The organism is Pseudomonas retamae (genome assembly GCF_043496865.1).
GTDB lineage: Bacteria > Pseudomonadota > Gammaproteobacteria > Pseudomonadales > Pseudomonadaceae > Aquipseudomonas > Aquipseudomonas retamae.
This window is the reverse complement of record NZ_JBIEIL010000002.1, coordinates 161,463-185,541: the sequence shown is the minus strand read 5'-3', so window position 1 is coordinate 185,541 and position 24,079 is coordinate 161,463. Positions and strand designations below refer to the sequence as shown.

Sequence of the window (24,079 nt, the reverse complement as noted above, 5' to 3'; positions counted from 1 at the left end):
GCAATCACTCACGGGGGCGCCGCACAGGCGCGCAGAATCGGGCCGGACACGACGCGGCAAAAGGCGTGGGTGTCCTGGCAGAGATATCAGGGAACAGAAGGCTGTCGCGGTTTTTTAACCAGCGCGATCAGACGGGCAGGGCGATATCCGGCGGGCGTGCGGAGTGACGCAGCTTGGAGCGGCGCAGGGCCATGGGCAGATTGACGATACGATTCATACGCCGCTCCTGACGAGGGCGCGCGAGGGTGAGACGTACAACGCTTGTGGTTGTTGAGGTGACGTACTCATAACGCGTGTTTCCGTTGGCGGAAAACGTCGGTGGCGGGCTGACCCGCCGACCGGTGTGCCCGGATAGTAAGGGGGAATCCGCGGGCATGTAAACGGGAGATTATCGGGCTGTGCTTCAGCGCATCAGGTGAAAGCCCAGCCCGGCGAGGGCGCAAACGATCAGCACGCTGATCACCCCACGCTTGAACACGAACAGCGCCACGCCCGCCGCAATCGCCAGAACGATCGAAAACACATCGACGGCTCCAGCAAAACCGTTCGGCCAGAACACGTGGTAGGCGAAGAAGCACGCCAGATTGACGATCACTCCGACCACGGCGGCGGTGATGGCGGTCAGCGGTGCGGTGAATTTCAGTTCGTTGTGCGTCGATTCCACCAGCGGCCCGCCGGCGAGGATGAACAGGAACGAGGGCAGGAAGGTGAACCAGGTCACCAATGTCGCCGCCAGGGCGCCGGCGGCAAAAGCATGCTCGGGGCCGAACGTCGGTTGCACGTAAGCGCCGACGAAGCCGACAAACGCCACCACCATGATCAGCGGCCCGGGCGTGGTTTCACCGAGGGCGAGGCCGTCGATCATCTGCGTCGGCGTCAGCCAGCCGTAATGGCCGACCGCGCCCTGATAAACGTACGGCAGCACTGCGTACGCGCCGCCAAAAGTCAGCAGTGCGGCTTTGGTGAAGAACCAGCCCATCTGCGTGAAGGTGCCGTCCCAGCCGAACCATGTCGTCAGCAGTGCCATCGGCAGGCACCACAGCGCCGCGCCGATCAGCGCCAGTTTCCACAGCTTCGCCACGCTGAAGCGTGTGTGTTCCGGTGTCGGCGTGTCGTCATCGATCAGCGCCGGGCCGAAGGATTTGCCGCTGTTGCGCGGGCTGGCAGCGTTGAAACGCTGCGGGGCGAAACGTCCGCCGAGATAGCCGATCAGCGCCGCGCCGAGCACGATTAGCGGGAACGGCGCATCGAAGGCAAAAATCGCCACGAACGACGCCCCGGCGATTGCCCACAGCCAGGTGTTTTTCAGCGCACGCGAGCCGATGCGATGGGCGGCATGCAGGACGATTGCCGTCACCGCCGGTTTGATTCCGTAAAACACACCGGCCACGGCGGGCAGGTCGCCGAAGGCGATGTAGACCCACGACAGTGCAATCAGGATGAACAGTGACGGCAGCACAAATAGCACACCGGCAATCACCCCGCCCCAGGAGCGATGCAGCAGCCAGCCGATATAGGTCGCCAGTTGCTGGGCTTCGGGGCCGGGCAGCAACATGCAGTAATTGAGTGCGTGGAGGAAACGCTTTTCGGAAATCCAGCGGCGTCGCTCGACCAGCTCCTGATGCATGATCGCGATCTGCCCGGCCGGCCCGCCGAAGCCGATGCAGCCGAGTTTTAGCCAGAAGCGCCAGGCGTGTTGCAGGGTGATGGGGGCGGGGCGCGGCGGGGCTTCGGGGGTTGGGTTCAAGTGCAGTTCCTGCGATGGGCTCGGCGGAGCGGGTATATAAGCAGGTTTTGGTTTATCTGTGGTGGTCAGATCGCAGCCCCTCACCCCAGCCCTCTCCCAAAGGGAGAGGGAGCCGACCGAGGTGTCCGGCGGTATGCATCGACCTGAATGACCGTGTTGATTATGAGAACAAGCATCCCGGGCCAGTGCCGAAACGTGTCGCTTATGGATTCACTACAGCACCATCGCGTCGGCAGAGCTCGCAAGCATCCCCCAATCGGTTCCCTCTCCCTCGGGAGAGGGCTAGGGTGAGGGGCTACGATGTCTGACCCACCCAAAACCCCCGCGCCGAACTGATCGGGTTTCGGCCCGACGATCATTGAACGGTCCCTATTGCACGCTGGGGGTGGCCGGGTCAGCCCCCGGTCATGTTCATGAACCGCACCACCTGCACATCATCGTTGACTTCAAAATTGTGCCGATACGGTTTCAGTTTCATCGCCTCGATGATGGCTTTCTCAAGGCGTTGCGGTTGCCCCGGATGGGCGCGCAGCACCGCTTTCAGGTCCATCGAATGTTCGTTACCCAAACACAACAACAGTCGGCCTTCGACAGTCAGCCGTACGCGGTTGCAAGTGGCGCAGAAGTTGTGGCTGTGCGGGGAGATGAAGCCCAGGCGAATCTCCGGTGCTTCGGCCAGGCGCCAGTAGCGCGACGGGCCTTGGGTCGATTCGGCGGAGTCGATCAGCGTATAGCGTTCGGCGATTTTCTCGCGCACCTGGGCGCTGGAGAAAAACGACTCGGCGCGGCTGTGTTCGCTGATGGTGCCCAGCGGCATTTCTTCGATGAAGGAAATGTCGAGCTGCCGCTCGATGGCGAAGCTCACCAGGTCGTTGATCTCATGATCGTTGCGCCCCTGCATCACCACGCAATTGAGTTTGGTGCGGGTGAAACCGGCCTTGCGTGCGGCGTCGATACCTTCGATCACCTGGGCCAGATCACCGGTGCGGGTCAGTTCCTTGAAGCGCTGCGCGTCGAGGCTGTCGAGGCTGATGTTCAGGCGCTTGACCCCGGCGTCGAACAGCGGCGCGGCGAGTTTGCCCAGTTGCGAGCCGTTGGTGGTCAGGCACAGCTCGCGCAGGCCGGGCAGGGCGGCGATCTGCTCGCAGAGCTTGACCACGCCGGGGCGGATCAGCGGTTCGCCACCGGTGAGACGGATCTTGCGTGTGCCGAGGGCGACGAAGCTTTGCGCGACCTGAAACAACTCTTCGAGCGTGAGGATCTGCTGACGTGGCAGGAACTGCATGTCTTCGGCCATGCAATAGACGCAGCGGAAGTCGCAGCGATCGGTGACCGACAGGCGCAAATAATCCACGCGGCGGTTGTGACCATCGATCAATTCACGCTCTGTCATGGTTTCGCCTCGTGGATATCAGGTGCGGCCAAATGGCGCAGTTGCGCAGGTTAAAGTCCGCATCCATCGCCGTCCAATCACTCTGGCTGACCGGCTGATTGACCCGGTCGATGATGGAATCATTGCGCACCGAACATCGCCGTCCAGTAGATGCCGGCATTGCTTTTCGGATCGGTCGCGTAAGCCGCGCCGAGTTCCTTGTATTGCGGGTTCATCAGGTTGGCGCAGTGCCCGGGGCTGGCGAGCCAGCCGTCGACGACTTTGCCGACCGTATCTTGCCCGGCGGCAATGTTTTCGCCGACCAGTTGCCCGCTGTAACCGGCGAGTTCGGCGCGGTCGCCGGGGGTACGGCCATCGCGGTCTTTGTGGTCGAGGTAATTGTTGTTGGCCATGTCGCGGCTGTGATCCTGGGCCACCGTGCCCAGCGTCGCGTTCCACGCCAGCGGTGCGGCAGCGGCGAAAGCCTGGCCGCCGCATTGGCGCGGCTGGCTGCGGGCGGTGTTGAGTTGGGCGAGCAGTTTCTGCCCTTCGCTTTGCCCGTCGCCGAGCTTGGCCGAAAGCAGCGGCCGAGCGAGCACGATGCGCCAGTCGCGATCGACGCGGTTCACGCCGATATCGACGAACTGCGGGTCGAGCACCACCTGGCAGAAACTCTCCTGAATGGCTTGCATCGCCGACGCCGCGTCGCGCGGGCCGTTGAGGGTGATCGCCTGGACGTTGACCATCGGGTAGCGGGCACTGGCCATGGCTTGCTGCAAATCGACCGCGCCGCTGGCCGGCAGGCGCAGGCGTGGATCGGCGGACAATGGCGGCAATTCGTTTGAGGCCTGCGTCCCGCAACGCTGCGGCTGGCTGCGGTAGCTGTTGATCGACTCGATCAATTGCAACTCATCGGCAGCAACTGCCGAGGCAGCGAAGACAATGCCCAGCGATAACCCGGCAAGACGCAAAACGGATGGCATGAAGCGCATGGAAATCTCCCTGGAGCTGAATGCGCCCATGATGCGCGAAAGGCCCCCGGTGGGTGCAATGTCTTTTTTCGGCATTCGGCGGTTTTTTTATCCGGGATGTTTCTCCCGGCTTGTCCGGCTACACTCTGCGCAGACCCCGAAAACCGGGCGTCTCACCGACGAAACATCCCGCCCGAAACGGGCGCTGCCGGAAGAACTGACATGGGATTGAAACGCTTGGCGGGTTGTCTGGTATTCACTCTTTGGGCAGGCGCGGCATGGGCCACCGGGCAGGCCCCGATCGAGGTCAAGGCCGAAGAGAAAGCGCAGGTGCTGGAGGAGAAAGCGGCGGACAAGGTCAGCAGCGCCCCGGCGCCGAAATCCGAAGCGATCACCCCGACCGAGGCACAAGCGGTTGACCCGGCCGGCGCGGCGCCGCTGGACGATCCGCTGACCTGCCTGGCGCGCAGCATCTATTGGGAAGCCAAAGGCAAGGACACCCCGGAAATGGAAGCCGTGGCCAGCGTGGTGATGAACCGTCTCGGCCACGACGGTTTTCCCGATACGGTGTGCGCGGTGGTCAAACAGGGCTCGGAAAGCAAAAGCTGCCAGTTTTCCTGGTGGTGCGACGGCAAACCCGATCAGGTCAAGGAAGACGCCGAATATGCACTGGCCAAGGAAATCGCCGGCAAGGCGCTGAACCGCCAGCTCAAGGATCGCACCCACGGCGCCATGTATTTCCACGATCGCAGGGTGCATCCGGGCTGGGCCAACGAATACCGCCGCACGGCGCAGATCGGCAAGTTTCAGTTTTATAAGCCGGCGGGCGGGGATGCGCGTTAGGCCCACCGCCACCCTCCGGTCTTATGGAGGTCTCTGTGGGAGGGAGCCTGCTCGCGAAAGCGGTGTATCAGCAGACGGATAGGTGACTGACACACCGCTTTCGCGAGCAGGCTCGCTCCCACATGGGATTTGGGGCGACTGTTATTCCGCGGGTTGGCGCGCCGGAAAAAACAGCTCGAAACAGGTCACGCCATGCTCGCTGCTGACGCTGTACCGTCCCTGATGCAGCTGCATGATCGTCGCCACAATCGACAGGCCCAAACCGTTGGATTGCGCCGAACGCTCGCGCGACTGGTCAACCCGATAGAAGCGTTCGAACAGTCGCGCCAGATGCTCCGGTGCGATGGTCGTACCCTGATTGCGCACGCGCAGATAACTGCCATCCGCCTCGGCAATTGCCTCGACCTGCAGCGACGAATCCGCAGCGCCATACTTGATCGCATTCGCGCAGAGGTTGGCCAGGGCGCGGCGCAACAACATCGGTTCGGCCCAGATCACACCGTCGCCGCGGGCCTCGATGGTCATGCCGACATCCGCCGCCAACCCCTCGAAGTAATCGGCGATGCGCTGCATTTCCTCTGCCGCGTCCAGTTCCTGGCGTTGGCTCAAGGCACTGGCCGGGTCGGTGCGGGCCAGAAACAGCATGTTGTCGAGCATGCGTGTCAGGCGTTCCAGCTCCTCGACATTGGAGGCGAGCAATTGCTGATAGGCCTCGACACTGCGGTGCTGCTGCAGGGCGACCTGGGTTTCGCCAAGCAGATTGTTGATCGGCGTGCGCAACTCGTGGGCCATGTCGGTGGACACCTGGCTTAATTGCGCAAAGCCTTTAGCGAGCCGGTCGAGCATCGCATTGAACGCTTCGATCATCGGCTGCATTTCGCGCGGCGCGCCGTGGCTGTCGAGGCGTTCGTTGAGGTTGCCGACGCCGATGCCGTGGGCATGCCGGGCCAGGCGCCGCACTGGCAGCAGGCCGCGATACACCAGCAGGCAACCGACCAGTGCCAGCAGCAACGCCGCCAGCGATGCCAGGCCGTAAACGCTCAAACGGTAGCTTTCGAGCATCGCCGTGCGCTCGCTCATCAGGCGCCCGGTGGTAACTTGCAGATTGCCCAGATCGCCGGAATCAATGGTCGCCGCCACCGCCGAAAACGGCACGCCGTTGACGCTCGGCAGATGCTGCACATCGCGCAGGGTCATTGGGTGGTCGATCGGCACGGCGGGTAAATCCGGCGCGGTGAGGTTGCCCGGATTGACCACCAGCAGCGGCGGCTCGCCGGGCGCGCCGATGGTCAACAACGCTTCGCGATTGCCGAGCATGTTCTGAAACAGCGCCGGTTTGTGTTTGATCAATTCCAGGGTGTTGCTGTCGTTGAGGAAACTGCGCAGTTGATCGACGCGACTGACCAGCGCCGTGTCGTCGCGGCGGATCAGTTGCTGCTCCAGCTCGTTGTACAGCGCGGCACCGAGGCCGGCCAGCGAAGCGAAGGCGAGCAGGGCGAACAACAGCGCCAGGCGCAGGGTCAGCGAATACGCGCGAGGGCGGCTCATGGCTGGGTGTCGAAGCGATAGCCGATACCGCGCACGCTGTGAATCAGCTTGAGCTGGAACGGGTCATCGATCTTCGCGCGCAGGCGCCGCACGGCGACGTCGACGACATTGGTGTCGCTGTCGAAATTCATGTCCCAGACCCGCGAGGCGATCAGCGAACGCGCGAGCACTTGCCCGGTGTGGCTGGCGAACAGTTGCAGCAGGGCGAACTCCTTGTTGGTCAGGGTGATGCGGGTACCGGCGCGAGTCACGCGGCGCTTGAGCACGTCGATCTGTAGATCGGCGACTTGCAGTTGCTCGTCTTCATGAATCGGCCCGCGCCGGGTCAGGGTGCGCAGGCGCGCCACCAGTTCGGCGAAGGAAAACGGCTTGATCAGGTAATCGTCGGCGCCGAGCTCAAGGCCTTTGACGCGGTCGGCGATGTCATCACGGGCGGTCAGGAACAACACCGGCGTGTCAGCTTCCTTGCGCAGCCGGCGCAGCACTTCCCAGCCATCCATTTTCGGCATCATCACGTCCAGCACGATCACGTCGAAGCTGTGCTCCAGCGCCAGGTGCAACCCATCGGCACCGTCGCGGGCCAGGCTGACGCTGTAGCCCAATTCCTGCAAACCGTTGAGCAGGTAATTGCCAGCCTTGGGTTCGTCTTCGACAACCAGAATATTCATCGGTCAGTCTCAATGGTCGTTGGTGCAGCCGCTGCCTTGAACCTGATAGTCCAGCACATGTTCGCGGCCCTGATGGTCGAGGTAGTTCAAGCGCGCCGGAATCACCCCGCACGCCTGTGAAATATCGGTGCTGGACAGCACTTTGTCGATATCCAGATGTACGTAGAAACCGGTTTTGTCATGGATCACGCCGCTGTCGGGCATGTTGGCAGCAAACACGCTGCCGGTGGCGAGGAGGGCGGTGAAGGCGATCAGGAGGGTTTTCATGGTCAGTCACTCAGTGGGTGAAGTGGATCGGCAGTGGCGCCGGAACAACTTCAGGCTACCGAGCGATCCGCACGGCAAACCGACAACTGAATGACAAAGTTGTAATGAAACGGGGAGTTAGAAGACAGTCTGTCTGACTAGATACGGACCCCCGTGGGAGCGAGCCTGCTCGCGAAGACGTCGGCACAGCCACTATATCTAGTGACTGACACTGCGCATTCGCGAGCAGGCTCGCTCCCACAGGGATTGGTGCTGAAGGTGTTTTTTTCAGCTCGCGTGGGTACTGAGAACACTCGCAATCTGCTGCGGCTGGCAGTTGAGGTACGGCGAGGATTTCAGCCAGCGCTGATCGGGGTACCAGGAGAACATGAACTGGCCGTTCTTCAAGCGATCGATCACTTGTTTGGCGATCTGCGGGCGCACGGCCGGGCAGCCCTGGCTGCGGCCGATGCGGCCCTGACGCTTGCTCCACAGCGGGTTCACGTAATCGGCGGCATGAATGACGATCGCCCGGTCGCGCGCCATGTCATTGAAGCCCGGCTCCAGACCGTCCATGCGCAACGAGTAGCCGTGGGTGCCGCTGTAACTTTCCTGGGTGCGGAACAGACCGAGACTGGACTGGAAACTGCCTTCGCGATTGGAGAACTGGGTGGCGAAGTTTTCCCCGGAGTTGGAGCCGTGGGCAACGAGGTCGCGCAGCACCAGCTTCTTTTTGCTCAGGTCGAAGATCCACAACCGGCGTTCGGTCGACGGTTGCGAGTAGTCGATGATCGCCAGATGCCGCGACGGTTTCGCACCGTTGCTGACCGCGCACTGCATGGCGCTCAGCGCACCTTTCAGCGCTTGGGGATTGAGTTCTGGCGCGGCGTGCGCGAGGCTGGTAAACAGAACCGGCGATGGCTTGCCGGCGGCGAAAGCGGGGCTGGTCACAGCGACAAGGGTCGCGGTGCTCAGCAAAAGTCGGCGCAGAAACGTCAACATTGATGAAGTGTCCTCACTTGCTACTTATCGGGCACTTTGGTTCCTGACGTCCAGTCGATACCTGCAGGCTCGATGATCAAGCCTGACTGTTCAGCGCACCTGATGTAAGGTTGACCGTCATCGAGACGGCCATGGATTGGAGTAAAGCAGTTGTTCAAAAAGTACGCATGCTACTTGAGCATTTGTTTGCTCGCTGCGCCGTTTGTCGCTTGCGCCGAGGAGGCGCTGCCGCCGTTGCCGACCCTGCCGGTGCCAGCGGCCGAAATGCCGGTCGAACCGCAAAGCCCGCTACAGGCGGTATTGATCAATTTGCGCCAGTCCTGCCCGGCGATTATGACGCGACTTGATGGCGCGGCGCTGAGCCAGTTGCAAGCCTTCTACCAACAGCAGGACTGGCTGCCGGTGTGGACCAGCGAATCCGCACGTTTGCCGGCGTTGCAGGCGCAGCTGCGCTTGTTGGCCGACGATGGGCTCAATCCGGCGCGCTACCCGGTCGCGACCATGGCACCGCAGGACGGCGAGTTGTGCGCCGATATCGAGATCAGCCGTTACTACCTGCAAGCGTTGCAAGACCTGCATTTCGGGCGCCTGCTGCAATCGCACTTCGAACCGCTGTGGCATGCCGACGACACTCCACGTGACCGTCAGGCGGAATTATTGGCGATCGCCGTTCCCGGTCTGCACGACATCCCTGCAGCGTTCGATCTGGCACGGCCGCGCCTGGCGCAATATCAGGACTTGCGTCAGCTCTACGCCGCGCAACGCCTGCAGGCCCTGCCGCAATGGCAGCCGGTCGGCAGCGGGCCGCTGTTGCGCCCGGCGATGGAGGACAAGCGCGTGCCGGAACTGGCTCAGCGGCTCTACAGCGAAGGCTATCTGAGCCACGCCGTCGGCATGTCCGGTAATGCTTATGAAGGCGCACTGGTCGATGCGGTGAAGAGTTTTCAGGCCAACCATTCGTTACAGGCCGACGGGGTGGTCGGGCCGGGAACGATTGCCGAACTGAACATCAGCCCATTGACGCGCCGCGAACAGTTGCGGGTCAATCTCGAACGTTTCCGCTGGATGTCTCAGGACATGGAGCCCAATACGCTACTGATCAACGTCGCCGCCGCCGAACTGACGCTGTATCAGGGCGGCGCGCCCGTGTGGCAGACGCGCACCCAGGTCGGCCGCGCCGACCGGCAGACGCCGCTGCTGAAATCGCGCGTAACCCGCTTGACCCTGAACCCGACCTGGACCGTGCCGCCGACCATCTGGAAGGAAGACAAACTGCCGGAAATCCGCAAGGACCAGACCTTCCTCAGCCGTCACAACCTGCAAGTGCTCGACGCCAACGGCCTGCCTTTGGCGGCAGCGGACATCGACTGGGAAAACCCCGGCAACATCCTCCTGCGCCAGGACGCCGGACCGCGCAATCCGTTGGGGCAAATGGTCATCCGTTTCCCCAACCCGTTTTCGGTGTACCTGCACGACACGCCGAGCAAGGCGCTGTTCGACAAAGGCCCGCGCGCCTTCAGCTCCGGTTGCGTACGCGTCGAACATCCGATGCAACTGCGCGACCTGCTGCTCACCCCGGCGGAGAAGGCCCGCACCGAAACCCTGCTGGCGACCGGCACCACCCACGAATTTCGCTTGTCGGCGCCGGTGCCGATCCTGATGACCTACTGGACCGCGCAAGTCGACGGCAACGGCCAGCTGCGCTACGCGCCGGACATCTACAGCCGCGACAGCGCGTTACTGGCCGGGTTGGATCGCGCGCATTGAGGCTTGAATGAATTCGTTGCAAGTGAGTATCTAATAGCTTGGGCTGCTTTCAGCCCAAACTATGTATATAGAACCTATGAATTTAGAGACTCATTAGTCCTGACGACAATCGGGTCTAATGTGATTCCAAGATAGTTGCATAAGGTTGAGTAGCGCTCTTTAAGTCCGCTTGCGTCGTTTGTTCCTTGTTGGCTTAAGCGATCAAATTCCAGTAATTCAAAAGAGGCGTCTTCATAGTCATTTGCTGCCCTGTTTCTATTTTCGGCTAAAGCTTTTCTGAAGTTTATAAGAGATGATCTGGTGACGAAAGATAATTCCCCGTTTTTCAAGGCGGTTCGAAAAATCAAATAATAAACCGTTTGAATTCCCTGCGCGCTTAATAGGTCGTCTTTGAATGTAAACTCTAAAGCCATCTGTTTTAGAGTTTTTGTGACATTGTTTTGAAGTTTTCGGACCTGATCCGTCGGGCCGTCGTGGTAGCGGCGCGCGATGGCATCTAGGTACTCTCTCTTAGTATCGATCAATGCTTTGCCGTTTGTTAATGATTCCTCTAATAACAAGAATCGCGCTGCGACCTCTCGATGTTTATATCGTGAATTATTAAATTTAACGTTATTTTTAAAGTATTCATGTCCCGATATTTGGTTTATTGCGCTTACTAATTCGCCGCCTAGAGCATTTCTTTTTTCTGCAGCATTGAGCGGAACTGCTTCATTCAGTCTGGAAAACATATCCTCTATGAGGTCTAGGTCATCCTCGGCGGTTTCAACTGTTACAACGGGAAGTACGAAAGAGTCAAATTTTATCCGAATTTTCGGATACTGCTTCGCAATGTCTTCATAGCTGAGTCCCGCTAGGCTGATATTAGGATCTCTCTGATAATCGAACTCAGTTGAAAGGGTGAACTGTCCATCCATAAATGACCATATTGTTTCCAGACGCTGCCTGCCATCTATTACTGCGTACCTATGACCGTTTTTTCTGTATTCTTCTTGACTTAACACATGAAAATATAATTTGGGAATGTCATAGTCATTTATGATCGAGTCAATTAAGAGGCGCTTTTTGGCAATGGTCCATACCCCCCCCATCCGTTGGTAATCTGGATTTAGATTGATTTCGTCGCGTTCAGCGTGAAGAAGCATAATGGTCGCATTCTTCAGTGCAGAAGTTTCAACAAAGCTCATCTCATCATCTCCTTTAAAATATTGCCTATGCTTTCCATTTCTGGAAATAAGGAAAATTTGTTCACCCCTAACAATGAAAGTTCGGAAAGAATCGTGTCTCGAGACTCTTTGGGGATGATAAATTTTCGAATATGCGTTCCGTCGCCGACCGTTTCAATCGGAATTGATTTGTTGTGATGGATTGTGAATGTGCCCATTTGCGCTTGAATGCGTGCATTGTTTCTTGTTGCAATGGTCGCGATTGGAAAAAGCTGTAACCTCTGCGATTGTCTTACACTTTCGGTTGAATAGCCTGAGACTTCATCATCGTCAAACGACGGGATATAGTCACCTTCGCTTTTATCTACAATGTTTGCGTTCTTATTCAGTTCGCTCGGTAGAAGTAGCCAAACCGCAGCATCATCTTCTGTGTGAAGGTGAGAGTTGCAAACCGCGAAGTATAGTGCCACTAAAGGGTTTTCCGACCAGTCTAGTAATCGCGTCGGAACACCGTAGTGTTGCATTAAAAAAATCCAATCAAATGAAGAGGTTGGTCGCGACTCTGTCAGCATGGCCGCACTCTGCTTGAAGCGGCTAAGGAGAGTGGTTTCTGATATTGCTCTTTGCTGTCGAAGAATCCCTGGAAGCAAAGACCACTCTGCTTTAGCTTGGCCTCGATACCAAATTTCGCCATTGCAGGTCGCCTTAACTTCGCGAATTGCAGCTATCAACTCTCCGATTCCATTGACCTTGCGTTCCAATTTTTTCCCTCTAATTGATACGTCGAGTTTTCAGTGAGTGGCATTACGCTAGGTGGAAAGCTATCAAAATGCCATCTAGCTGTCGATTATCTTTTATGCTTTTAGCGCTCCTCATTGCCAAGCTAGTGCGATAGTACTTTTCGTGTTCGAGTTTCACCCATAAAAAAAATCTGTGTCTATGGCTGTGAAGAACGCGCCAGCCAGGCATCGACACTCAACTTGCCGGCCCCGGCGAACAGCAGCGGCACCAACGCCGCCAGGTAAATCGCCGGCAGCTTGAAGTTGCCGAAGCCTTTGTTGGTGATCGCATAACCCTGCGCCAGTTCGCTGAGCGACGACCAGTCGGCGGGCCAATGTACAGCGGCTGTGGCGACCACCGTCACCACCATCAATACCAGCGCCGAAAAGCGCGTGCCGAAACCGATCAGGATCGCCACGGCGCAGATCAGCTCGGCCCACATCGACAGCTCCCAGTTCAGCGTGGCCGGCAGTCGGTCGAAGGGGAAGGGGAAGCGCTCCTGTATGTCTTCGAACCAGTTCTGCCCGTTGAATTTCTCCAGCCCGGATTCGAAGAATTCCCAGGCGATGAACAGGCGCAAGGTCAACGGCGCCAGCCACGCGCCGGCGCGATCGAGATTCAGGTGCAGGTGCTGGACGGTGTTGGAGAGTGTTTTGCTCATGCTGGGCTCCGGTGGTTTATCAGAGTGAAATCGACCGGTGCATTTGAACGGTGAGGTGTATCGGCGGTGTGTCGTTGGGGTGGGGAATTGTTGGTTGGGTGTGTCTGGGCGGGGGCTGGATACAAAGGGGTACAAGCATTCAAACCGCGTTGGGCCCATACCCTCATCGGAACGCCGCCCGCCCAGCCCTCTCCCAGAGGGAGAGGGGGCCGACCGCGGGGTTTTGCGCTGTGCATCGGCCTGAGACACCGAGTCGATTATGGCTCTGCCGAGGTGCGGCCAGGATGGAGTCAACTTCCAGTGGCTTGGCGATTATGGATTCAGCGCTAACCGTTCAAGTCGGCGCATTACGCCAATATCCCCCAATCAGTCCCCTCTACCTCCGGGAGAGGGCTAGGGTGAGGGCAGCGGTTTCGGCACCCGCCACAAATACCAGGCCGCCACCGTCCGATAAGGCCGCCACGCCAACCCGATCTCGACCATCTGCCTGCGCGTCGGCTGCACCTCCAGCCCCTTCAACCGCCGATAACCCTCGCGCACACCAAAGTCATCCGCCGGCAAAATATCCATGCGCTCCAGGCTGTAGATCAACAACATCTCCACCGTCCAGCGTCCGACCCCGCGCAAGCTGACGAGTCGCTCGATCAGCGCCTCATCGTCCATCGCCAGCGCTGTGGCGTAATCCGGCACCACGCCATCGAGCGTCGCCTGAGCGATGCCCTGAATCGTGGCGATCTTGCTCGCGGAAAACCCGCAGCCGCGCAGGCGCTCGACGTCGGTGGCGAGAAGTTGCTCCGGCCGCGGAAACGTCTGCCCGGCAAACAACCCCAGCAAACGCCCAAGAATCGCGTCGCCGGCCTTGGCGTGCAGTTGCTGATAAGCGATCGCCCGCACCAGCGACTCGTACGGATCACGCGCCGGATGCGGGCGATGCAGGCACGGGCCGATGGCGGCGATATGGCGCTGCCAGTCGGCATCGAGTGCGGCGAGAAAATCGCTTGCCGCTTGGTAATCATCCGCCACGTTATTTCAGCAGGCCGTTGACTTCGCCATAGGTGGCCGCCTTGAGCGCCTGCGTATCGAACTGGCCATGGGCGAGAAAGCTTTTCACAAGCCCGCCCATCGCGCCGTATAGAAACTCGGCGATACCGGAGCCAGCGCTCAAACGCCGCACACCCAACGCTTGCAATTCGACGGGCGAAGGCAGGCCGGCGACGCCCAGCACGTTGACCGGCAGTGCGATGCCTTGGCAGATCGCCTCGATTTCATCAACGGCACTGACCCCGGCGGCAAACAAACCATCAGCACCGGCGGCTTGATACAGCGCTGCGCGACGCAAGGTTTCGGCGACACGCGCTTCGGCCGGGACCAGACCTTTGAGGTAAACGTCGGTCCGCGCATTGATGAACAGTTTCACGTCGCGCCGGGCAGCGATCTGGCGCGCCAGTTCGATCTTGCGCGCGAGCAACTCCGGCGCCCCGGCGCCGTCCTCGATATTGATGCCCACGGCACCCGCGCCGATCACTGCATCCAGAACTTCGGCCACGCGCCCGAGGTCATCGGAATAGCCGGCCTCGACGTCGACACTCAATGGCACGCTGATCACCCGGGCAATGGATTCCACCGTCGCCACCAAGCGTTCGAGGGGCAGGGCATTGCCGTCCGGGTAACCGTGGATCCAGGCCACGGCCGCGCTGCTGGTGGCCACGGCTTGGCCGCCCAGATGTTCGACCATTCGCGCGCCGGTGGCGTCGGCGACGTTGGTCAGAATCAACAGACCTTGTTGGTGCATCTGATGAAATTGTGTATCGAGCATGCTCATCGAAATCCCTTTGTGATTGGTTTCAGCCAGTCAGAACGCGAGTTGTTGCGTGAGCTGCGTGGCGGCGTTTTCCAGGCGCAACAGAAACGCCTTGCGCGGCTGTCCTCCACCATAGCCGGTCAACGCGCCATCCGCGCCGATCACCCGGTGACATGGCACCACGATCGACAGGCGATTATGCCCGTTGGCCAGGCCGACGGCGCGGCTGGCGCCGGGTTTGCCCAGTCCGGCGGCGATGGCGCCGTAAGTGCTGGTGTGGCCGTAGGGGATTTGCAGCAGTGCCGCCCAGACAAGGCGATCGAATGCACTGCCGGGCATGTGCAAAGCCACGCTGAACGCGTTCAGGTTGCCGGCAAAATACTCCGCCAGCTGTGTTTCGATCTGCTGCAAATGCGCGTTGTGTCCCGGCGCGACGGCGTAACCGTAGCGCCCTTGCAACTGCTCCACTTCGCGGGTCAGCGCCGGCCGGTCGAGAAATTCCAGCAGCACCAGACCGCGGCGTTCGGCCATGGCGATCATCGGCCCCAGCGGCGTGGTCAGCCGGGTGAACAGCAGCGGCTCGCTCTGGGCGACGCGGCCTGGGGTGATGTTGAAGGACTTCTGAAACGCATCACGGAAACCGCTGAGCGATTCATAGCCGGAATCGAACGCGGCATGGTCGATCGACGTGCCTTGCTTGATCCCGCCCAGCGCCATGCCCAACCGCCGTGTACGCAGCCAGGCATGGAAGGTCATGCCGAAGTGCTGCTTGAACCAGCGGCGCAGTTTCAGCGGTTCGATACCTTCGGCGAGCAACTGCGCATCGCTCCAGCGCACCTCGGGGTCGGCGTCCACGGCAATGAGCAGGCGCTGCACCCAGTCCGGCGCGATGGCCGCTGCGTCCAGCGGTTTGCAGCGCAGGCAGGCGCGATAGCCGGCCGACAGGCAATCGTCGGCATGGGCGAAAAATTCGACGTTCTCCGGTTTCGGCTTGCGCGCCGTGCAACTGGGGCGGCAGAAGATCCCGGTGGTTTTCACCGCCGTGAAGAACACGCCCTCATAGGCAGTGTCGCGTTCAAGCATGGCGCGAACCATTTCGGCGTGGGGCGGCAGGGCAGTGGTCTGTATGTTCATGGGCTGAGAGTAAAACTGCTTCGTCGATGACTCCACCGAAAAATCGACAGTGAATTTTTATCGATCTGCACCACAATCATTCAATCGCCGCTTGTGAGGAATCAACGCCATGCCACCGTTCACCATCCAGCGCATCGATCACATCGTGCTGCGCGTCGCCGATCTGCAACGCAGCATCGACTTCTACGCCCGGGTATTCGGCGCTGAAGTGGTCCGTCACAACCAACCGCTGGGCCTGGTGCACCTGCGCGCCGGCAGCTCGATGATCGATCTGGTCGACCTGCAAGGCGAGCTGGGCCGCAAGGGCGGCGGCGCAGCAGGAGCGGAGCGGCGCAATGTCGATCATTTCTGTCTGCGCATCGAACCGTTCGACGAAGCGGCGCTGACCGTTCATTTGCAAGGCTGCGGCCTGACCGTGGAGAACGCCGCCAGACGCTTCGGCGCCGAGGGTTACGGCCTGTCGCTGTATTGCTTTGATCCGGACGGCAATCAGGTCGAGCTCAAAGGGCCGAGCGAAGCCTGATTCAGCTCAGGCCATCCTGCGCAGGCACCGTTGGTCTTTTCCATCGCACTCCACGAGCCGTGGGCATTCCAAACAAGTCCGTTCACGACTTTTCTGGAGGTAGCCATGACCCATCCATCCAGCACTGACAAGCCGCTCGAAGAAACCCTCAACCCGAACGACGATGGCTTTGTCCTCGGCACCGCCGGGCGCGACGAAGACCCTAACGCCACGACCGACTGGGACCATGCCCGTGAAAACGACGAGGTGATGACGCCCGCCGATACCCGCGGTTTGCCCGGCTATCCCGGGGCAGAGAAGGCCGGCAAAGACACACAAGTCGTTGACAGCAGCATTCCGGCCAACGGCGACCCGGCCCTGCAAACCAACGACAGTGCCGATTGAGCGGTGACGATGCCGATTCGATCGGTGCAGCAAACGATTTGGGCAGCGATTGCGCTATCGAACCATGATCGGTGGGATCGATGGAACCTGTGGCACCGGACGAACTTTTCCCGTTCGGCGCCACTCTGAACCCGTCATAGGGTCGCCGCGCGGCAGAAAAAACTCGCCCGGCAGGCATTATCGGCGTGTGCCGTGATAAATTCGTCGCACATTTTGCCGACCCCGAATGGCCCCAGGCGGCCCCACCAAGAGCGCTCTACATGCAAGCAAAGGCCCGTGAGGTTTATGTGCCACCGGTGCTGCAGGATTTGCGGGCCGGCACAGCCGAACTGCACATCGCACTGGAAAAACGCCTTCCTTTTTTCTCCGACACCCTCGATACCCCGGCCTTTGAACGTCTGATGCAGGCCTATTACGGCTTTTATCTGCCGTTGGAACAGGCGCTGCAAGACAGCAACGCAATCCCTGACGATTTCGCTCTGACGCCGCGGCTCAAGGCTGCGACCCTGCGTGCCGACCTGCAAGCGCTGGGCGCCACGGCCGACGCGCTGGCCAGCGTGCCGCTATGCGCTGAGTTGCCGCGCATCGACTCCAGCGCAGCCTGCCTCGGCGTGTTGTATGTACTGGAAGGCGCGACCCTCGGTGGGCAGATTCTGCGCCGGGAAATCGCTGCACGACTGGGCCTGGAAGCCGACAACGGCGCGGCCTTTCTCGATGTCTACGGCGCGGCCACCGGGCGCCGTTGGCGCGATTTCATCGAATACCTCGGCAGCCGGCCCATGGACGCCGCCGAACGTGCAGCCGTCGTCCGCGCTGCACAAACTACATTCAGCTGTTTCGAGCAGTGGCTCGAGCGCCGGGAGGTGCTGGCATGACCCCGCAAGACAAACAAACCTTCGAAGAACTCCTGGCCAACTGCGCCGACGAACCGATCCGGTTTCCCGGGGCGATTCAGCCCCACGGCCTGCTGCTGACCCTGAGCGAGCCCGCGCTGCAGATCATTCAGGTCAGCGCCAACGTCGAAACCTTGCTCGGCCGCGCGCCAGAGCCATTGATCGGCCAGCCGCTGCACGAACTGATTGGTCTGGAGCACTGCGCGCAGGTGCTTGAGGCACTGCAGCGCGATGCGCAGGCCGATGCGCCACCGTTGTACTTTCACCTGAATGGCACCGCCTTCGAGGGTTTGCTGCACCGTCATCAAGGCGTGCTGATTCTGGAACTGGAAATCCACGTCGAGAACTTCCAGCCGCGCAACGTCGCCGGGGTCAAGACTCATCTGGGGCGCATGCTGCAACGTCTGCAAGCGGCTACGTCGCTGCAGGCGCTGTATGACATCAGCGTCAAGGAAATCCAGGCGATGACCGGTTACGACCGGGTGCTGATCTATCGGTTCGAAGAGGAGGGCCACGGCCAGGTCATTGCCGAAGCCTCCGATCCATCGATGGAGGTGTTCAACGGCCTGTTCTTCCCGGCCTCGGACATTCCCGAACAGGCCCGCGAGCTGTATCGCACCAATTGGCTGCGGATCATCCCCAATGCCGATTACCAGCCGGTGCCGCTGGTGCCGAAGTTGCGCCCGGACACCCAGCAGCCGCTGGACCTGAGTTTCGCCACGCTGCGCAGTGTCTCGCCGATTCATTGCCAGTACATGAAGAATATGGGCGTGTTGTCGTCGATGAGCATTTCCCTGCTCAAGGGCGACAAACTCTGGGGTCTGATCAGTTGTGGCAATCGCGAACCCTTGCATGTGCCTCATGAATTGCGCATGGCCTGCCAGACCATCGGCCAGGTGCTGTCGCTGCAGATCAGCGCGATGGAAGCGCTGGAACTGAGCCGCCAGCGCGACGAAAAGCTCGAAGCGCTGGCGCAGCTCAATCAGGCGATGATCGACTCGTCGCAGAACGTTTTCGATGGTCTGGCTCAACAGCCCGAGACGCTGATGGCGCTGACCGGCGCCGGCGGCATCGCGATCATTGAAGACAAGCAGTTGCACCGTTACGGCAACTGCCCGGAACCGGAAGACATCCGCGCACTGCACAAATGGCTGCAGGAACGCGGCGAGCCGGTGTTCGCCAGCCATCATCTGTCCAGCGTCTACCCACCTGCTGCGCAGTATCAGCAGGTGGCCAGCGGGGTGCTGGCGCTGAGCCTGCCCAAACCGGTAGAGAACGGCGTGCTGTGGTTCCGCCCGGAGGCCAAGGAAAACATCAGTTGGAGCGGGGACCCGCGCAAACCGCTGGACCTGGAAAACTCCGATGCGGGCCTGCGCTTGCGTCCGCGCACCTCGTTCGAAATCTGGAAAGTCGAGATGGCCGGCATTTCAGTGAAGTGGAGCCACGGCGACCTGTTCGCCGCCAACGATCTGCGCCGCTCTGCGCTGGAAAACGACTTGGCACGGCAGGTGCGCCGCGAGCAGGAAGCGGTGCGCGCGCGTGAGGAGCTGGTGGCGGTGGTCTCACACGACCTGCGCAATCCGATGACGGTGATTTCGATGCTCTGCGGGATGATGCAGAAAGCCTTCAGCTCTGACGGCGCACACACGTCGCGGCGTATATCCACGGCCATCGACACCATGCAACAGGCTACCGCGCGGATGAATACGCTGCTGGAAGATTTGCTCGACACGTCGAAAATCGATGCCGGGCGCTACACCATTACCCCGCAGCCGCTGGAAGTCGGGCATATCTTCGAGGAGGCGCAGTCGCTGCTGACGCCGCTGGCGCAGGACAAGGACATCAGCATTTCCTTTGAGGCTGATCCGGATCTGCGGATTCATGCGGACCCTGAGCGGTTGTTTCAGGTGTTGTCGAATCTGGTCGGCAATGCGATCAAGTTCACTCCGCGGCTGGGGACTGTGGGGGTGCATGCGACGACGGTGGGCGACGAGATTGTGTTTACCGTGCGTGATAGCGGTGAGGGGATTCCGAAGGAGCATTTGCCGCATGTGTTTGATCGGTACTGGACGGTGAAAGAGGGTAATCCGACGGGTACGGGGCTGGGGTTGTATATCACTCAGGGGATCGTTGAGGCCCATGGCGGGCGGATCGTTGCGGAGAGTGAGCCGGGGCGGGGGAGTGAGTTTCGGTTTACGGTGCCGCGGGTGGCTTGATCTTTGGGGTTTGGGGTTTGGGGTTTGGGTACATATCCGTTGCTGCGGTAACGGCGGCTTAGGGTTCCGCCCTTACGGCGGGTCACCTTTTTCAAACGCCAAAAAGGTAACCCAAAACGCTTGCTCCTACGTTCGGCCCTCGCAGGCTCGGGTCCCTTCGCTCCGGGATCGATCCGGGCGCAGCGGCTACGGTTTGCTGCGCTGCACCTCCTTCCGCTGTGTCTGGCTGCGCCAGACGGTCGCTGCGCTCCCACGCCCGGATCAATCCCTGCGCTCAGCCTTCCGACGTCGCCGGTGACGCAAGATCAAGAGCACGCGAGCTAACGCTCATTGTTGAGTGGTTAGAAGCGGGGGGTTGGCTTTGGATTGGTGGTGTGGCTGCCCCTCACCCCAGCCCTCTCCCCCTGGAGAGGGAGCCGATCTTTGGGCTTTTCAAATTGTGTGTACGACTCGGTATTGCCTGTTGGCGTACGTCTTTCAATCACCGCGATCAGTCCCCTCTCCCTCCGGGAGAGGGCTAGGGTGAGGGGCTTTTGATCTTCAGCGTCGCCATCAAAGTCAAAAGCAGGCGAGATGACACTCGGCCCGATGGCCGCGCTCGGCCTCTGTGGGAGCTTGCCTGCAAGCGATGACGGACTGACAGCCAATCCATCTCTGCCTCATTCACGCAAATCGAAAATGTGGGAGCGAGCCTGCTCGCGAAGGCGTTTTCACAGCAATACATTTATTGCCTGACCCACCGCTTTCGCGAGCAGGCTCGCTCCCACAATGTTCGTGCCCGGCGCGGGCTGTAGCGAATACCTGATGACAGATTTGCAGCCAAAAAGGTTATTTTCTTCAATACCCGCACAAAGGCGCTGACTAAGGTGAGCACCTTGTTCCTCGTTTTGAAGCAGGTGTGCGATGAGTCTGATTGTTTCGATGGCGGCGTTTGCGCTGGCCGCTTCCATCACGCCGGGGCCGGTGAATATCGTGGCGTTGAGTTCGGGGGCGCAGTATGGGTTTCGTGCCAGTCAGCGGCATGTCGCCGGGGCGACGTTGGGGTTTGTGTTGTTGCTGGTGTTGATGGGCCTGGGTTTGCATGAGGTGTTGCAGCGCTGGCCGTTCATGACCCGTGTGGTGCAATGGGCCGGTGTTGCGTTTTTGCTGTTCATGGCCTGGAAACTGGCCAGCGATGACGGTCAGCTCAATACCACCGATTCAGGGCGGGCGCCGTCGATGCTCTACGGCGCGGTCATGCAATGGCTCAACCCCAAAGCCTGGCTGGCGTGTGTGGCGGGCATGGGGGCGTTTGTTGCCGATGGCGAGGCGCGGTTGGTCTGGCAGTTTGCGGCGGTGTATCTGGTGGTCTGTTATCTGTCGGTCGGCTGCTGGGCGTATGCGGGGACGTTTTTGCGCGGGTATCTGAACAATGCCAAGGGGATGCGCTGGTTCAATCGGGTGATGGCCGGGTTGTTGGCGTTAAGCGCAATCTACCTGCTGCTACCGTAACCCATGTAGGAGTGAGCCTGCTCGCGATAGCGGTTACTCAGACAATAAATACGTCGACTGAATAACCGCCATCGCGAGCAGGCTCGCTCCTACAGGGATTGTGGTCAATCTCAGATAAACGGCAACTCAAACGCCGCCCCTTCAATGTGATACACCGTCGGCTCTTCGGAAAAATATTCCTCCAGCCCCAGCATGAACAATCGATGATCCTCACTGGCTTCAAAGCCCGGTGTGTGATCCTCGAGCGATTGCCAGCGCACGATCAAATTGAAACGCTCTGGCGTTTCGATCCCTTGCGCGAGCATGTGCCCGCCGTAACCCTTGGCGCGGCGGAGCAGCGGGGCGACCTCGGCGAAGGCCTGTCTGAATTGTTCAACGTTTTGCTTATGGACCGGTAACACAGCGATCTCGTAAACCATGACGTTCCCCTTAGAGTGAGTGCTGTGGGGTGGAGGGCGCATCGGCGAGTGCGGATGGCTCGACGGCAATCGCGATCTTGCCCAGCAGCCCGTTGTTGCGGCTTTCCAGCCGGGCGTGGGCGAGTCCCAGGTCAGCCAGCGAATAGACCGCGCCGACATGCGGGCGCAATTGACCGCGTTCGACCAGTGCGCTCAATTCATCGAGCTTGCCGCGGTTCTGGCGGGTGAACACGAAGTGGAAACTGGCATTTTTGCCCCAGGCCTGGATCACGTTCTGCGGCTGGGCGATATCGACGATGGTCACCACCCGGCCCAGTTGGGCGAGTGCGTCGGGGCTGCGTGCCAGGGTGTCGCCGCCGATGGTGTCGAACACCACATCGACGCCATGCCCGCCGGTTTCGCGCAGGATGGCGTCGATGTAGTCCTCCTTCTCATAATCGATCAGCACATCGGCCCCCATACGCCGCGCGAACTCGAAGTTGGCTTCGCGCACGGTGGTGAAAACCTTCGCGCCCATGGCTTTGGCCAGTTGGATCGCAACGTGCCCGACACCACCCGCGCCGCCATGAATCAGCACGCTTTCACCGACCCTGAGCGCCGCCCGTACTACCAGCGCTTCCCACGCCGTGCCGCCGACCAGGCTGAGGCTGGCCGCTTCGAGGTGGCTCAGCGCTTTCGGCTTCCTGGCCACGATAGTTTGTGCGGCAACGTGGTACTCGGCGTAACTGCCAGGCCCGGCAAAGATCTGCGGGGTGTACCAGACCTCGTCGCCCGGCGCGAAAGCCGTGACGCCCGGCCCGACTGCTTCGACCACGCCGGAGACGTCGTGACCGCTGATGGCCGGAAGCGGCACAAGGGCGGGGTAATCGCCGCGCCGAACCTGATAATCCAGAGGGTTGATGGAGGTGGCGTGGACTCGCACCAATACTTCGCCAGCGCTGGGAACAGGCTTGGGAACGTCGCGCAGTTCGAACGATTCCGGGCCGCCAAATGATTCAAGCATCATCGCTTTCATTGCATTTCCTCGTTTCGGTATAAAGGGATATCGGGAATTATCGATATCCTGGGGCAAAAAATTACAGCTCGCTGCCGATGATCTCGGCCAGCTCACGGATCGCCGCTTCATTGCGCTTGTAGTACGTCCATTGGCCGATGCGTCTGACTTCGACCAGACCTGCCCGTTGCAGCGTCGCCAGATAATCGGACACCGTCGACTGCGACAGCCCGACGCCTTCCTGAATACTGCTGACGCAAACACCCACCGTATGCACGTCGCCTTCATCCTGAGGAGGAAAGCTGTTGGCCGGGTCCTTCAGGCCTTTGAGAATCTCGAGGCGAGTACGGTTGGAGAGTGCTTTGAAGATGTCGAGTAGGTCCATGTCGCGAAGATATCGGATTTTACCGATATGTCAACGGCTGATTTCAATGAGCGTCAACCGCGATACTGCCCCGGCGTGGCTGCCAGATGCTGTTTGAAGGCGCGTTGAAAATGCGCCTGATCAGCAAACCCGGCCGCCAGCGCGACGTCCGCGATCAACTGGCCGCGGCGCAGGCGCTCGCGGGCGAACTGGATGCGCTGGTTGATCAAGAACGCATGGGGCGTCATGCCGTAATGTTGTTTGAACGCGCGGATCAGGTACGACGGCGATAGCTGCGCCGCCATGCAAATGTCGTCGAGGCTCAGCGCATCGGTGCAATGCTCGCGAATGAAACCAGCGGCGCGTTCGAGCTTGTCGTTCGCCTCGCGCAACGGCGCGCTGGCGGGGTTCAGACGCAGGTGCAGATCGCTGAAAAACTCCACCGCTGCGCTGTGTTTGCGCAGCAGGTCGTGTTGATCGTCGACGAGGATTTCGTACAGCGCGTGCAAATCGTGAAACAGCGTCGCGTCATCGAGATGGGTCACCGCAAAGCGGCAAAAACCCTGCGCACCGAACCCCAACTGTTGCTGCAAATCTCTCAGCCAAGGCGTTTCGACGTACAGCATTACATACGACCACGGTTGATCATCGATCGGATTGCACGCGTGCACGTCGCCGGGATTCATCAGCACCACCGTGCCTGCGGCCACCTCGAACGCTGATTGCTCGTGCACGTAGGTGCTGCGCCCAACGGTGATCGCGCCGATGGAAAAGTGCGCGTGGGAGTGCCGCGCATAACACACCTCACGGCCATCTGCGATGGCCCGCGCCTCGATGAAGGGCAGGGCATCGTCGCGCCAGAAGCGCGGGGCTTTTTCGGGGTTTTTGGCGGCAGCGTGTTTCATGGTGAGTATCCCGGCAGGCCAGTGCGTCAGTGTAGGGGCTGGGGACGCCAAAGGCTCGTCCAAGTTCGACAGGACTGGTTTTTTCTAGCCCAACGGCACCTGCAAATCGGTAAAGGGTGCGCTCATCAAAACGGTTGAACTCCGCGTCAGACTCTTCCGTCACTTCCTATGAGGGGACTCAGGG

General features: G+C 60.3%; 25 protein-coding genes. 8 read left to right on the top strand and 17 right to left on the bottom strand.

Annotated features, from left to right (window positions below; all coding sequences use genetic code 11):
* Positions 1 to 403 precede the first annotated feature (403 nt).
* From chrA to ACGSLL_RS03925, 3 genes are all read right to left on the bottom strand, one after another.
* Entirely contained in the window at positions 404 to 1,747 is a 1,344-nt protein-coding gene (gene chrA / locus ACGSLL_RS03935; RefSeq protein ID WP_394503379.1) for a chromate efflux transporter, read from the bottom strand.
* A 394-nt stretch (positions 1,748 to 2,141) separates the two neighbouring features.
* Complete coding sequence (gene moaA / locus ACGSLL_RS03930) at positions 2,142 to 3,140, bottom strand: GTP 3',8-cyclase MoaA (protein WP_394503377.1); 999 nt, start codon at positions 3,138 to 3,140, stop codon at positions 2,142 to 2,144.
* A gap of 119 nt (positions 3,141 to 3,259) precedes the next feature.
* Positions 3,260 to 4,111, bottom strand: a complete 852-nt coding sequence (locus tag ACGSLL_RS03925; protein ID WP_394503375.1) for a CAP domain-containing protein — start codon at positions 4,109 to 4,111, stop codon at positions 3,260 to 3,262.
* On the opposite strand from ACGSLL_RS03925, the gene ACGSLL_RS03920 reads away from it, so the two are divergent.
* Positions 4,110 to 4,322 (top strand): hypothetical protein, encoded by a 213-nt coding sequence (locus tag ACGSLL_RS03920; RefSeq protein ID WP_394503373.1) that lies wholly within the window; start codon positions 4,110 to 4,112, stop codon positions 4,320 to 4,322. The two genes, ACGSLL_RS03925 and ACGSLL_RS03920, sit on opposite strands and share 2 nt — an antisense overlap.
* Entirely contained in the window at positions 4,313 to 4,933 is a 621-nt protein-coding gene (locus ACGSLL_RS03915; protein ID WP_394503371.1) for a cell wall hydrolase, read from the top strand. Before ACGSLL_RS03920 ends, ACGSLL_RS03915 begins: the two co-directional genes overlap by 10 nt.
* A gap of 141 nt (positions 4,934 to 5,074) precedes the next feature.
* On the opposite strand, the gene ACGSLL_RS03910 is transcribed toward ACGSLL_RS03915, so the two are convergent.
* From ACGSLL_RS03910 to ACGSLL_RS03895, 4 genes are all read right to left on the bottom strand, one after another.
* Positions 5,075 to 6,481: a heavy metal sensor histidine kinase gene (locus ACGSLL_RS03910; RefSeq protein WP_394503369.1), complete on the bottom strand. Its 1,407-nt coding sequence runs from the start codon at positions 6,479 to 6,481 to the stop codon at positions 5,075 to 5,077.
* Positions 6,478 to 7,149, bottom strand: a complete 672-nt coding sequence (locus tag ACGSLL_RS03905; RefSeq protein ID WP_090282879.1) for a heavy metal response regulator transcription factor — start codon at positions 7,147 to 7,149, stop codon at positions 6,478 to 6,480. The genes ACGSLL_RS03910 and ACGSLL_RS03905 overlap by 4 nt, the downstream gene beginning before the upstream one ends.
* A gap of 9 nt (positions 7,150 to 7,158) precedes the next feature.
* On the bottom strand, positions 7,159 to 7,416 hold the full coding sequence (locus ACGSLL_RS03900) for a DUF2790 domain-containing protein (protein ID WP_258448819.1): 258 nt from the start codon (positions 7,414 to 7,416) through the stop codon (positions 7,159 to 7,161).
* A gap of 267 nt (positions 7,417 to 7,683) precedes the next feature.
* Positions 7,684 to 8,397, bottom strand: coding sequence for a murein L,D-transpeptidase catalytic domain family protein (locus ACGSLL_RS03895; protein WP_208940757.1), 714 nt, complete (start codon positions 8,395 to 8,397; stop codon positions 7,684 to 7,686).
* A gap of 150 nt (positions 8,398 to 8,547) precedes the next feature.
* Here ACGSLL_RS03895 and ACGSLL_RS03890 point away from each other — a divergent pair, with 150 nt between their 5' ends.
* A complete protein-coding gene (locus ACGSLL_RS03890; protein ID WP_394503365.1) occupies positions 8,548 to 10,164 on the top strand; it encodes a L,D-transpeptidase family protein in 1,617 nt (538 codons plus the stop codon).
* 74 nt (positions 10,165 to 10,238) lie between these two features.
* Here ACGSLL_RS03890 and ACGSLL_RS03885 read toward each other — a convergent pair whose 3' ends face one another.
* The 6 genes from ACGSLL_RS03885 to ACGSLL_RS03860 form a co-directional block, all read right to left on the bottom strand.
* Positions 10,239 to 11,351 (bottom strand): DUF262 domain-containing protein, encoded by a 1,113-nt coding sequence (locus tag ACGSLL_RS03885; RefSeq protein WP_394503363.1) that lies wholly within the window; start codon positions 11,349 to 11,351, stop codon positions 10,239 to 10,241.
* On the bottom strand, positions 11,348 to 12,091 hold the full coding sequence (locus ACGSLL_RS03880; protein WP_394503361.1) for an FRG domain-containing protein: 744 nt from the start codon (positions 12,089 to 12,091) through the stop codon (positions 11,348 to 11,350). The genes ACGSLL_RS03885 and ACGSLL_RS03880 overlap by 4 nt, the downstream gene beginning before the upstream one ends.
* Positions 12,092 to 12,267: 176 nt before the next feature.
* Complete coding sequence (locus ACGSLL_RS03875) at positions 12,268 to 12,771, bottom strand: HvfX family Cu-binding RiPP maturation protein (RefSeq protein ID WP_394503359.1); 504 nt, start codon at positions 12,769 to 12,771, stop codon at positions 12,268 to 12,270.
* Between the two features lie 393 nt (positions 12,772 to 13,164).
* Positions 13,165 to 13,794 carry a DNA-3-methyladenine glycosylase family protein gene (locus tag ACGSLL_RS03870; RefSeq protein ID WP_394503357.1) on the bottom strand — a complete coding sequence of 210 codons (630 nt, stop codon included), beginning with the start codon at positions 13,792 to 13,794 and terminating at the stop codon, positions 13,165 to 13,167.
* A gap of 1 nt (position 13,795) precedes the next feature.
* Positions 13,796 to 14,593, bottom strand: coding sequence for an isocitrate lyase/PEP mutase family protein (locus tag ACGSLL_RS03865; RefSeq protein ID WP_394503355.1), 798 nt, complete (start codon positions 14,591 to 14,593; stop codon positions 13,796 to 13,798).
* 30 nt (positions 14,594 to 14,623) lie between these two features.
* Positions 14,624 to 15,706: a bifunctional transcriptional activator/DNA repair enzyme AdaA gene (locus ACGSLL_RS03860; protein WP_394503353.1), complete on the bottom strand. Its 1,083-nt coding sequence runs from the start codon at positions 15,704 to 15,706 to the stop codon at positions 14,624 to 14,626.
* Between the two features lie 109 nt (positions 15,707 to 15,815).
* Here ACGSLL_RS03860 and ACGSLL_RS03855 point away from each other — a divergent pair, with 109 nt between their 5' ends.
* The 5 genes from ACGSLL_RS03855 (at position 15,816) to ACGSLL_RS03835 (ending at position 21,213) form a co-directional block, all read left to right on the top strand.
* Positions 15,816 to 16,229, top strand: a complete 414-nt coding sequence (locus ACGSLL_RS03855) for a VOC family protein (protein WP_394503351.1) — start codon at positions 15,816 to 15,818, stop codon at positions 16,227 to 16,229.
* A gap of 105 nt (positions 16,230 to 16,334) precedes the next feature.
* Positions 16,335 to 16,613, top strand: a complete 279-nt coding sequence (locus ACGSLL_RS03850; protein ID WP_394503349.1) for a hypothetical protein — start codon at positions 16,335 to 16,337, stop codon at positions 16,611 to 16,613.
* A 260-nt stretch (positions 16,614 to 16,873) separates the two neighbouring features.
* Positions 16,874 to 17,488 (top strand): biliverdin-producing heme oxygenase, encoded by a 615-nt coding sequence (locus ACGSLL_RS03845; RefSeq protein WP_394503347.1) that lies wholly within the window; start codon positions 16,874 to 16,876, stop codon positions 17,486 to 17,488.
* Positions 17,485 to 19,722 carry an ATP-binding protein gene (locus ACGSLL_RS03840; RefSeq protein WP_394503344.1) on the top strand — a complete coding sequence of 746 codons (2,238 nt, stop codon included), beginning with the start codon at positions 17,485 to 17,487 and terminating at the stop codon, positions 19,720 to 19,722. Before ACGSLL_RS03845 ends, ACGSLL_RS03840 begins: the two co-directional genes overlap by 4 nt.
* A 903-nt stretch (positions 19,723 to 20,625) precedes the next feature.
* Entirely contained in the window at positions 20,626 to 21,213 is a 588-nt protein-coding gene (locus ACGSLL_RS03835; protein WP_394503342.1) for a LysE family translocator, read from the top strand.
* A gap of 110 nt (positions 21,214 to 21,323) precedes the next feature.
* Here ACGSLL_RS03835 and ACGSLL_RS03830 read toward each other — a convergent pair whose 3' ends face one another.
* The 4 genes from ACGSLL_RS03830 to ACGSLL_RS03815 form a co-directional block, all read right to left on the bottom strand.
* On the bottom strand, positions 21,324 to 21,632 hold the full coding sequence (locus ACGSLL_RS03830; RefSeq protein ID WP_394503340.1) for an antibiotic biosynthesis monooxygenase family protein: 309 nt from the start codon (positions 21,630 to 21,632) through the stop codon (positions 21,324 to 21,326).
* Between the two features lie 10 nt (positions 21,633 to 21,642).
* Positions 21,643 to 22,647 (bottom strand): zinc-dependent alcohol dehydrogenase family protein, encoded by a 1,005-nt coding sequence (locus tag ACGSLL_RS03825; RefSeq protein ID WP_394503338.1) that lies wholly within the window; start codon positions 22,645 to 22,647, stop codon positions 21,643 to 21,645.
* Between the two features lie 61 nt (positions 22,648 to 22,708).
* Entirely contained in the window at positions 22,709 to 23,011 is a 303-nt protein-coding gene (locus tag ACGSLL_RS03820) for an ArsR/SmtB family transcription factor (protein WP_090282894.1), read from the bottom strand.
* Positions 23,012 to 23,064: 53 nt separating this feature from the next.
* On the bottom strand, positions 23,065 to 23,895 hold the full coding sequence (locus ACGSLL_RS03815; protein WP_394503336.1) for a helix-turn-helix transcriptional regulator: 831 nt from the start codon (positions 23,893 to 23,895) through the stop codon (positions 23,065 to 23,067).
* Positions 23,896 to 24,079: the final 184 nt, after the last annotated feature.

Coding starts and splice junctions, on each gene's coding strand:
- moaA (WP_394503377.1), bottom strand. CDS start 3,140: ATGACAGAGCGTGAATTGATCGATGGTCACAACCGCCGCGTGGATTAT.
- ACGSLL_RS03920 (WP_394503373.1), top strand. CDS start 4,110: ATGGAAATCTCCCTGGAGCTGAATGCGCCCATGATGCGCGAAAGGCCC.
- ACGSLL_RS03925 (WP_394503375.1), bottom strand. CDS start 4,111: ATGCGCTTCATGCCATCCGTTTTGCGTCTTGCCGGGTTATCGCTGGGC.
- ACGSLL_RS03915 (WP_394503371.1), top strand. CDS start 4,313: ATGGGATTGAAACGCTTGGCGGGTTGTCTGGTATTCACTCTTTGGGCA.
- ACGSLL_RS03910 (WP_394503369.1), bottom strand. CDS start 6,481: ATGAGCCGCCCTCGCGCGTATTCGCTGACCCTGCGCCTGGCGCTGTTG.
- ACGSLL_RS03905 (WP_090282879.1), bottom strand. CDS start 7,149: ATGAATATTCTGGTTGTCGAAGACGAACCCAAGGCTGGCAATTACCTG.
- ACGSLL_RS03900 (WP_258448819.1), bottom strand. CDS start 7,416: ATGAAAACCCTCCTGATCGCCTTCACCGCCCTCCTCGCCACCGGCAGC.
- ACGSLL_RS03895 (WP_208940757.1), bottom strand. CDS start 8,397: ATGTTGACGTTTCTGCGCCGACTTTTGCTGAGCACCGCGACCCTTGTC.
- ACGSLL_RS03885 (WP_394503363.1), bottom strand. CDS start 11,351: ATGAGCTTTGTTGAAACTTCTGCACTGAAGAATGCGACCATTATGCTT.
- ACGSLL_RS03875 (WP_394503359.1), bottom strand. CDS start 12,771: ATGAGCAAAACACTCTCCAACACCGTCCAGCACCTGCACCTGAATCTC.
- ACGSLL_RS03865 (WP_394503355.1), bottom strand. CDS start 14,593: ATGAGCATGCTCGATACACAATTTCATCAGATGCACCAACAAGGTCTG.
- ACGSLL_RS03860 (WP_394503353.1), bottom strand. CDS start 15,706: ATGAACATACAGACCACTGCCCTGCCGCCCCACGCCGAAATGGTTCGC.
- ACGSLL_RS03855 (WP_394503351.1), top strand. CDS start 15,816: ATGCCACCGTTCACCATCCAGCGCATCGATCACATCGTGCTGCGCGTC.
- ACGSLL_RS03850 (WP_394503349.1), top strand. CDS start 16,335: ATGACCCATCCATCCAGCACTGACAAGCCGCTCGAAGAAACCCTCAAC.
- ACGSLL_RS03845 (WP_394503347.1), top strand. CDS start 16,874: ATGCAAGCAAAGGCCCGTGAGGTTTATGTGCCACCGGTGCTGCAGGAT.
- ACGSLL_RS03840 (WP_394503344.1), top strand. CDS start 17,485: ATGACCCCGCAAGACAAACAAACCTTCGAAGAACTCCTGGCCAACTGC.
- ACGSLL_RS03835 (WP_394503342.1), top strand. CDS start 20,626: ATGAGTCTGATTGTTTCGATGGCGGCGTTTGCGCTGGCCGCTTCCATC.
- ACGSLL_RS03830 (WP_394503340.1), bottom strand. CDS start 21,632: ATGGTTTACGAGATCGCTGTGTTACCGGTCCATAAGCAAAACGTTGAA.
- ACGSLL_RS03825 (WP_394503338.1), bottom strand. CDS start 22,647: ATGAAAGCGATGATGCTTGAATCATTTGGCGGCCCGGAATCGTTCGAA.
- ACGSLL_RS03820 (WP_090282894.1), bottom strand. CDS start 23,011: ATGGACCTACTCGACATCTTCAAAGCACTCTCCAACCGTACTCGCCTC.
- ACGSLL_RS03815 (WP_394503336.1), bottom strand. CDS start 23,895: ATGAAACACGCTGCCGCCAAAAACCCCGAAAAAGCCCCGCGCTTCTGG.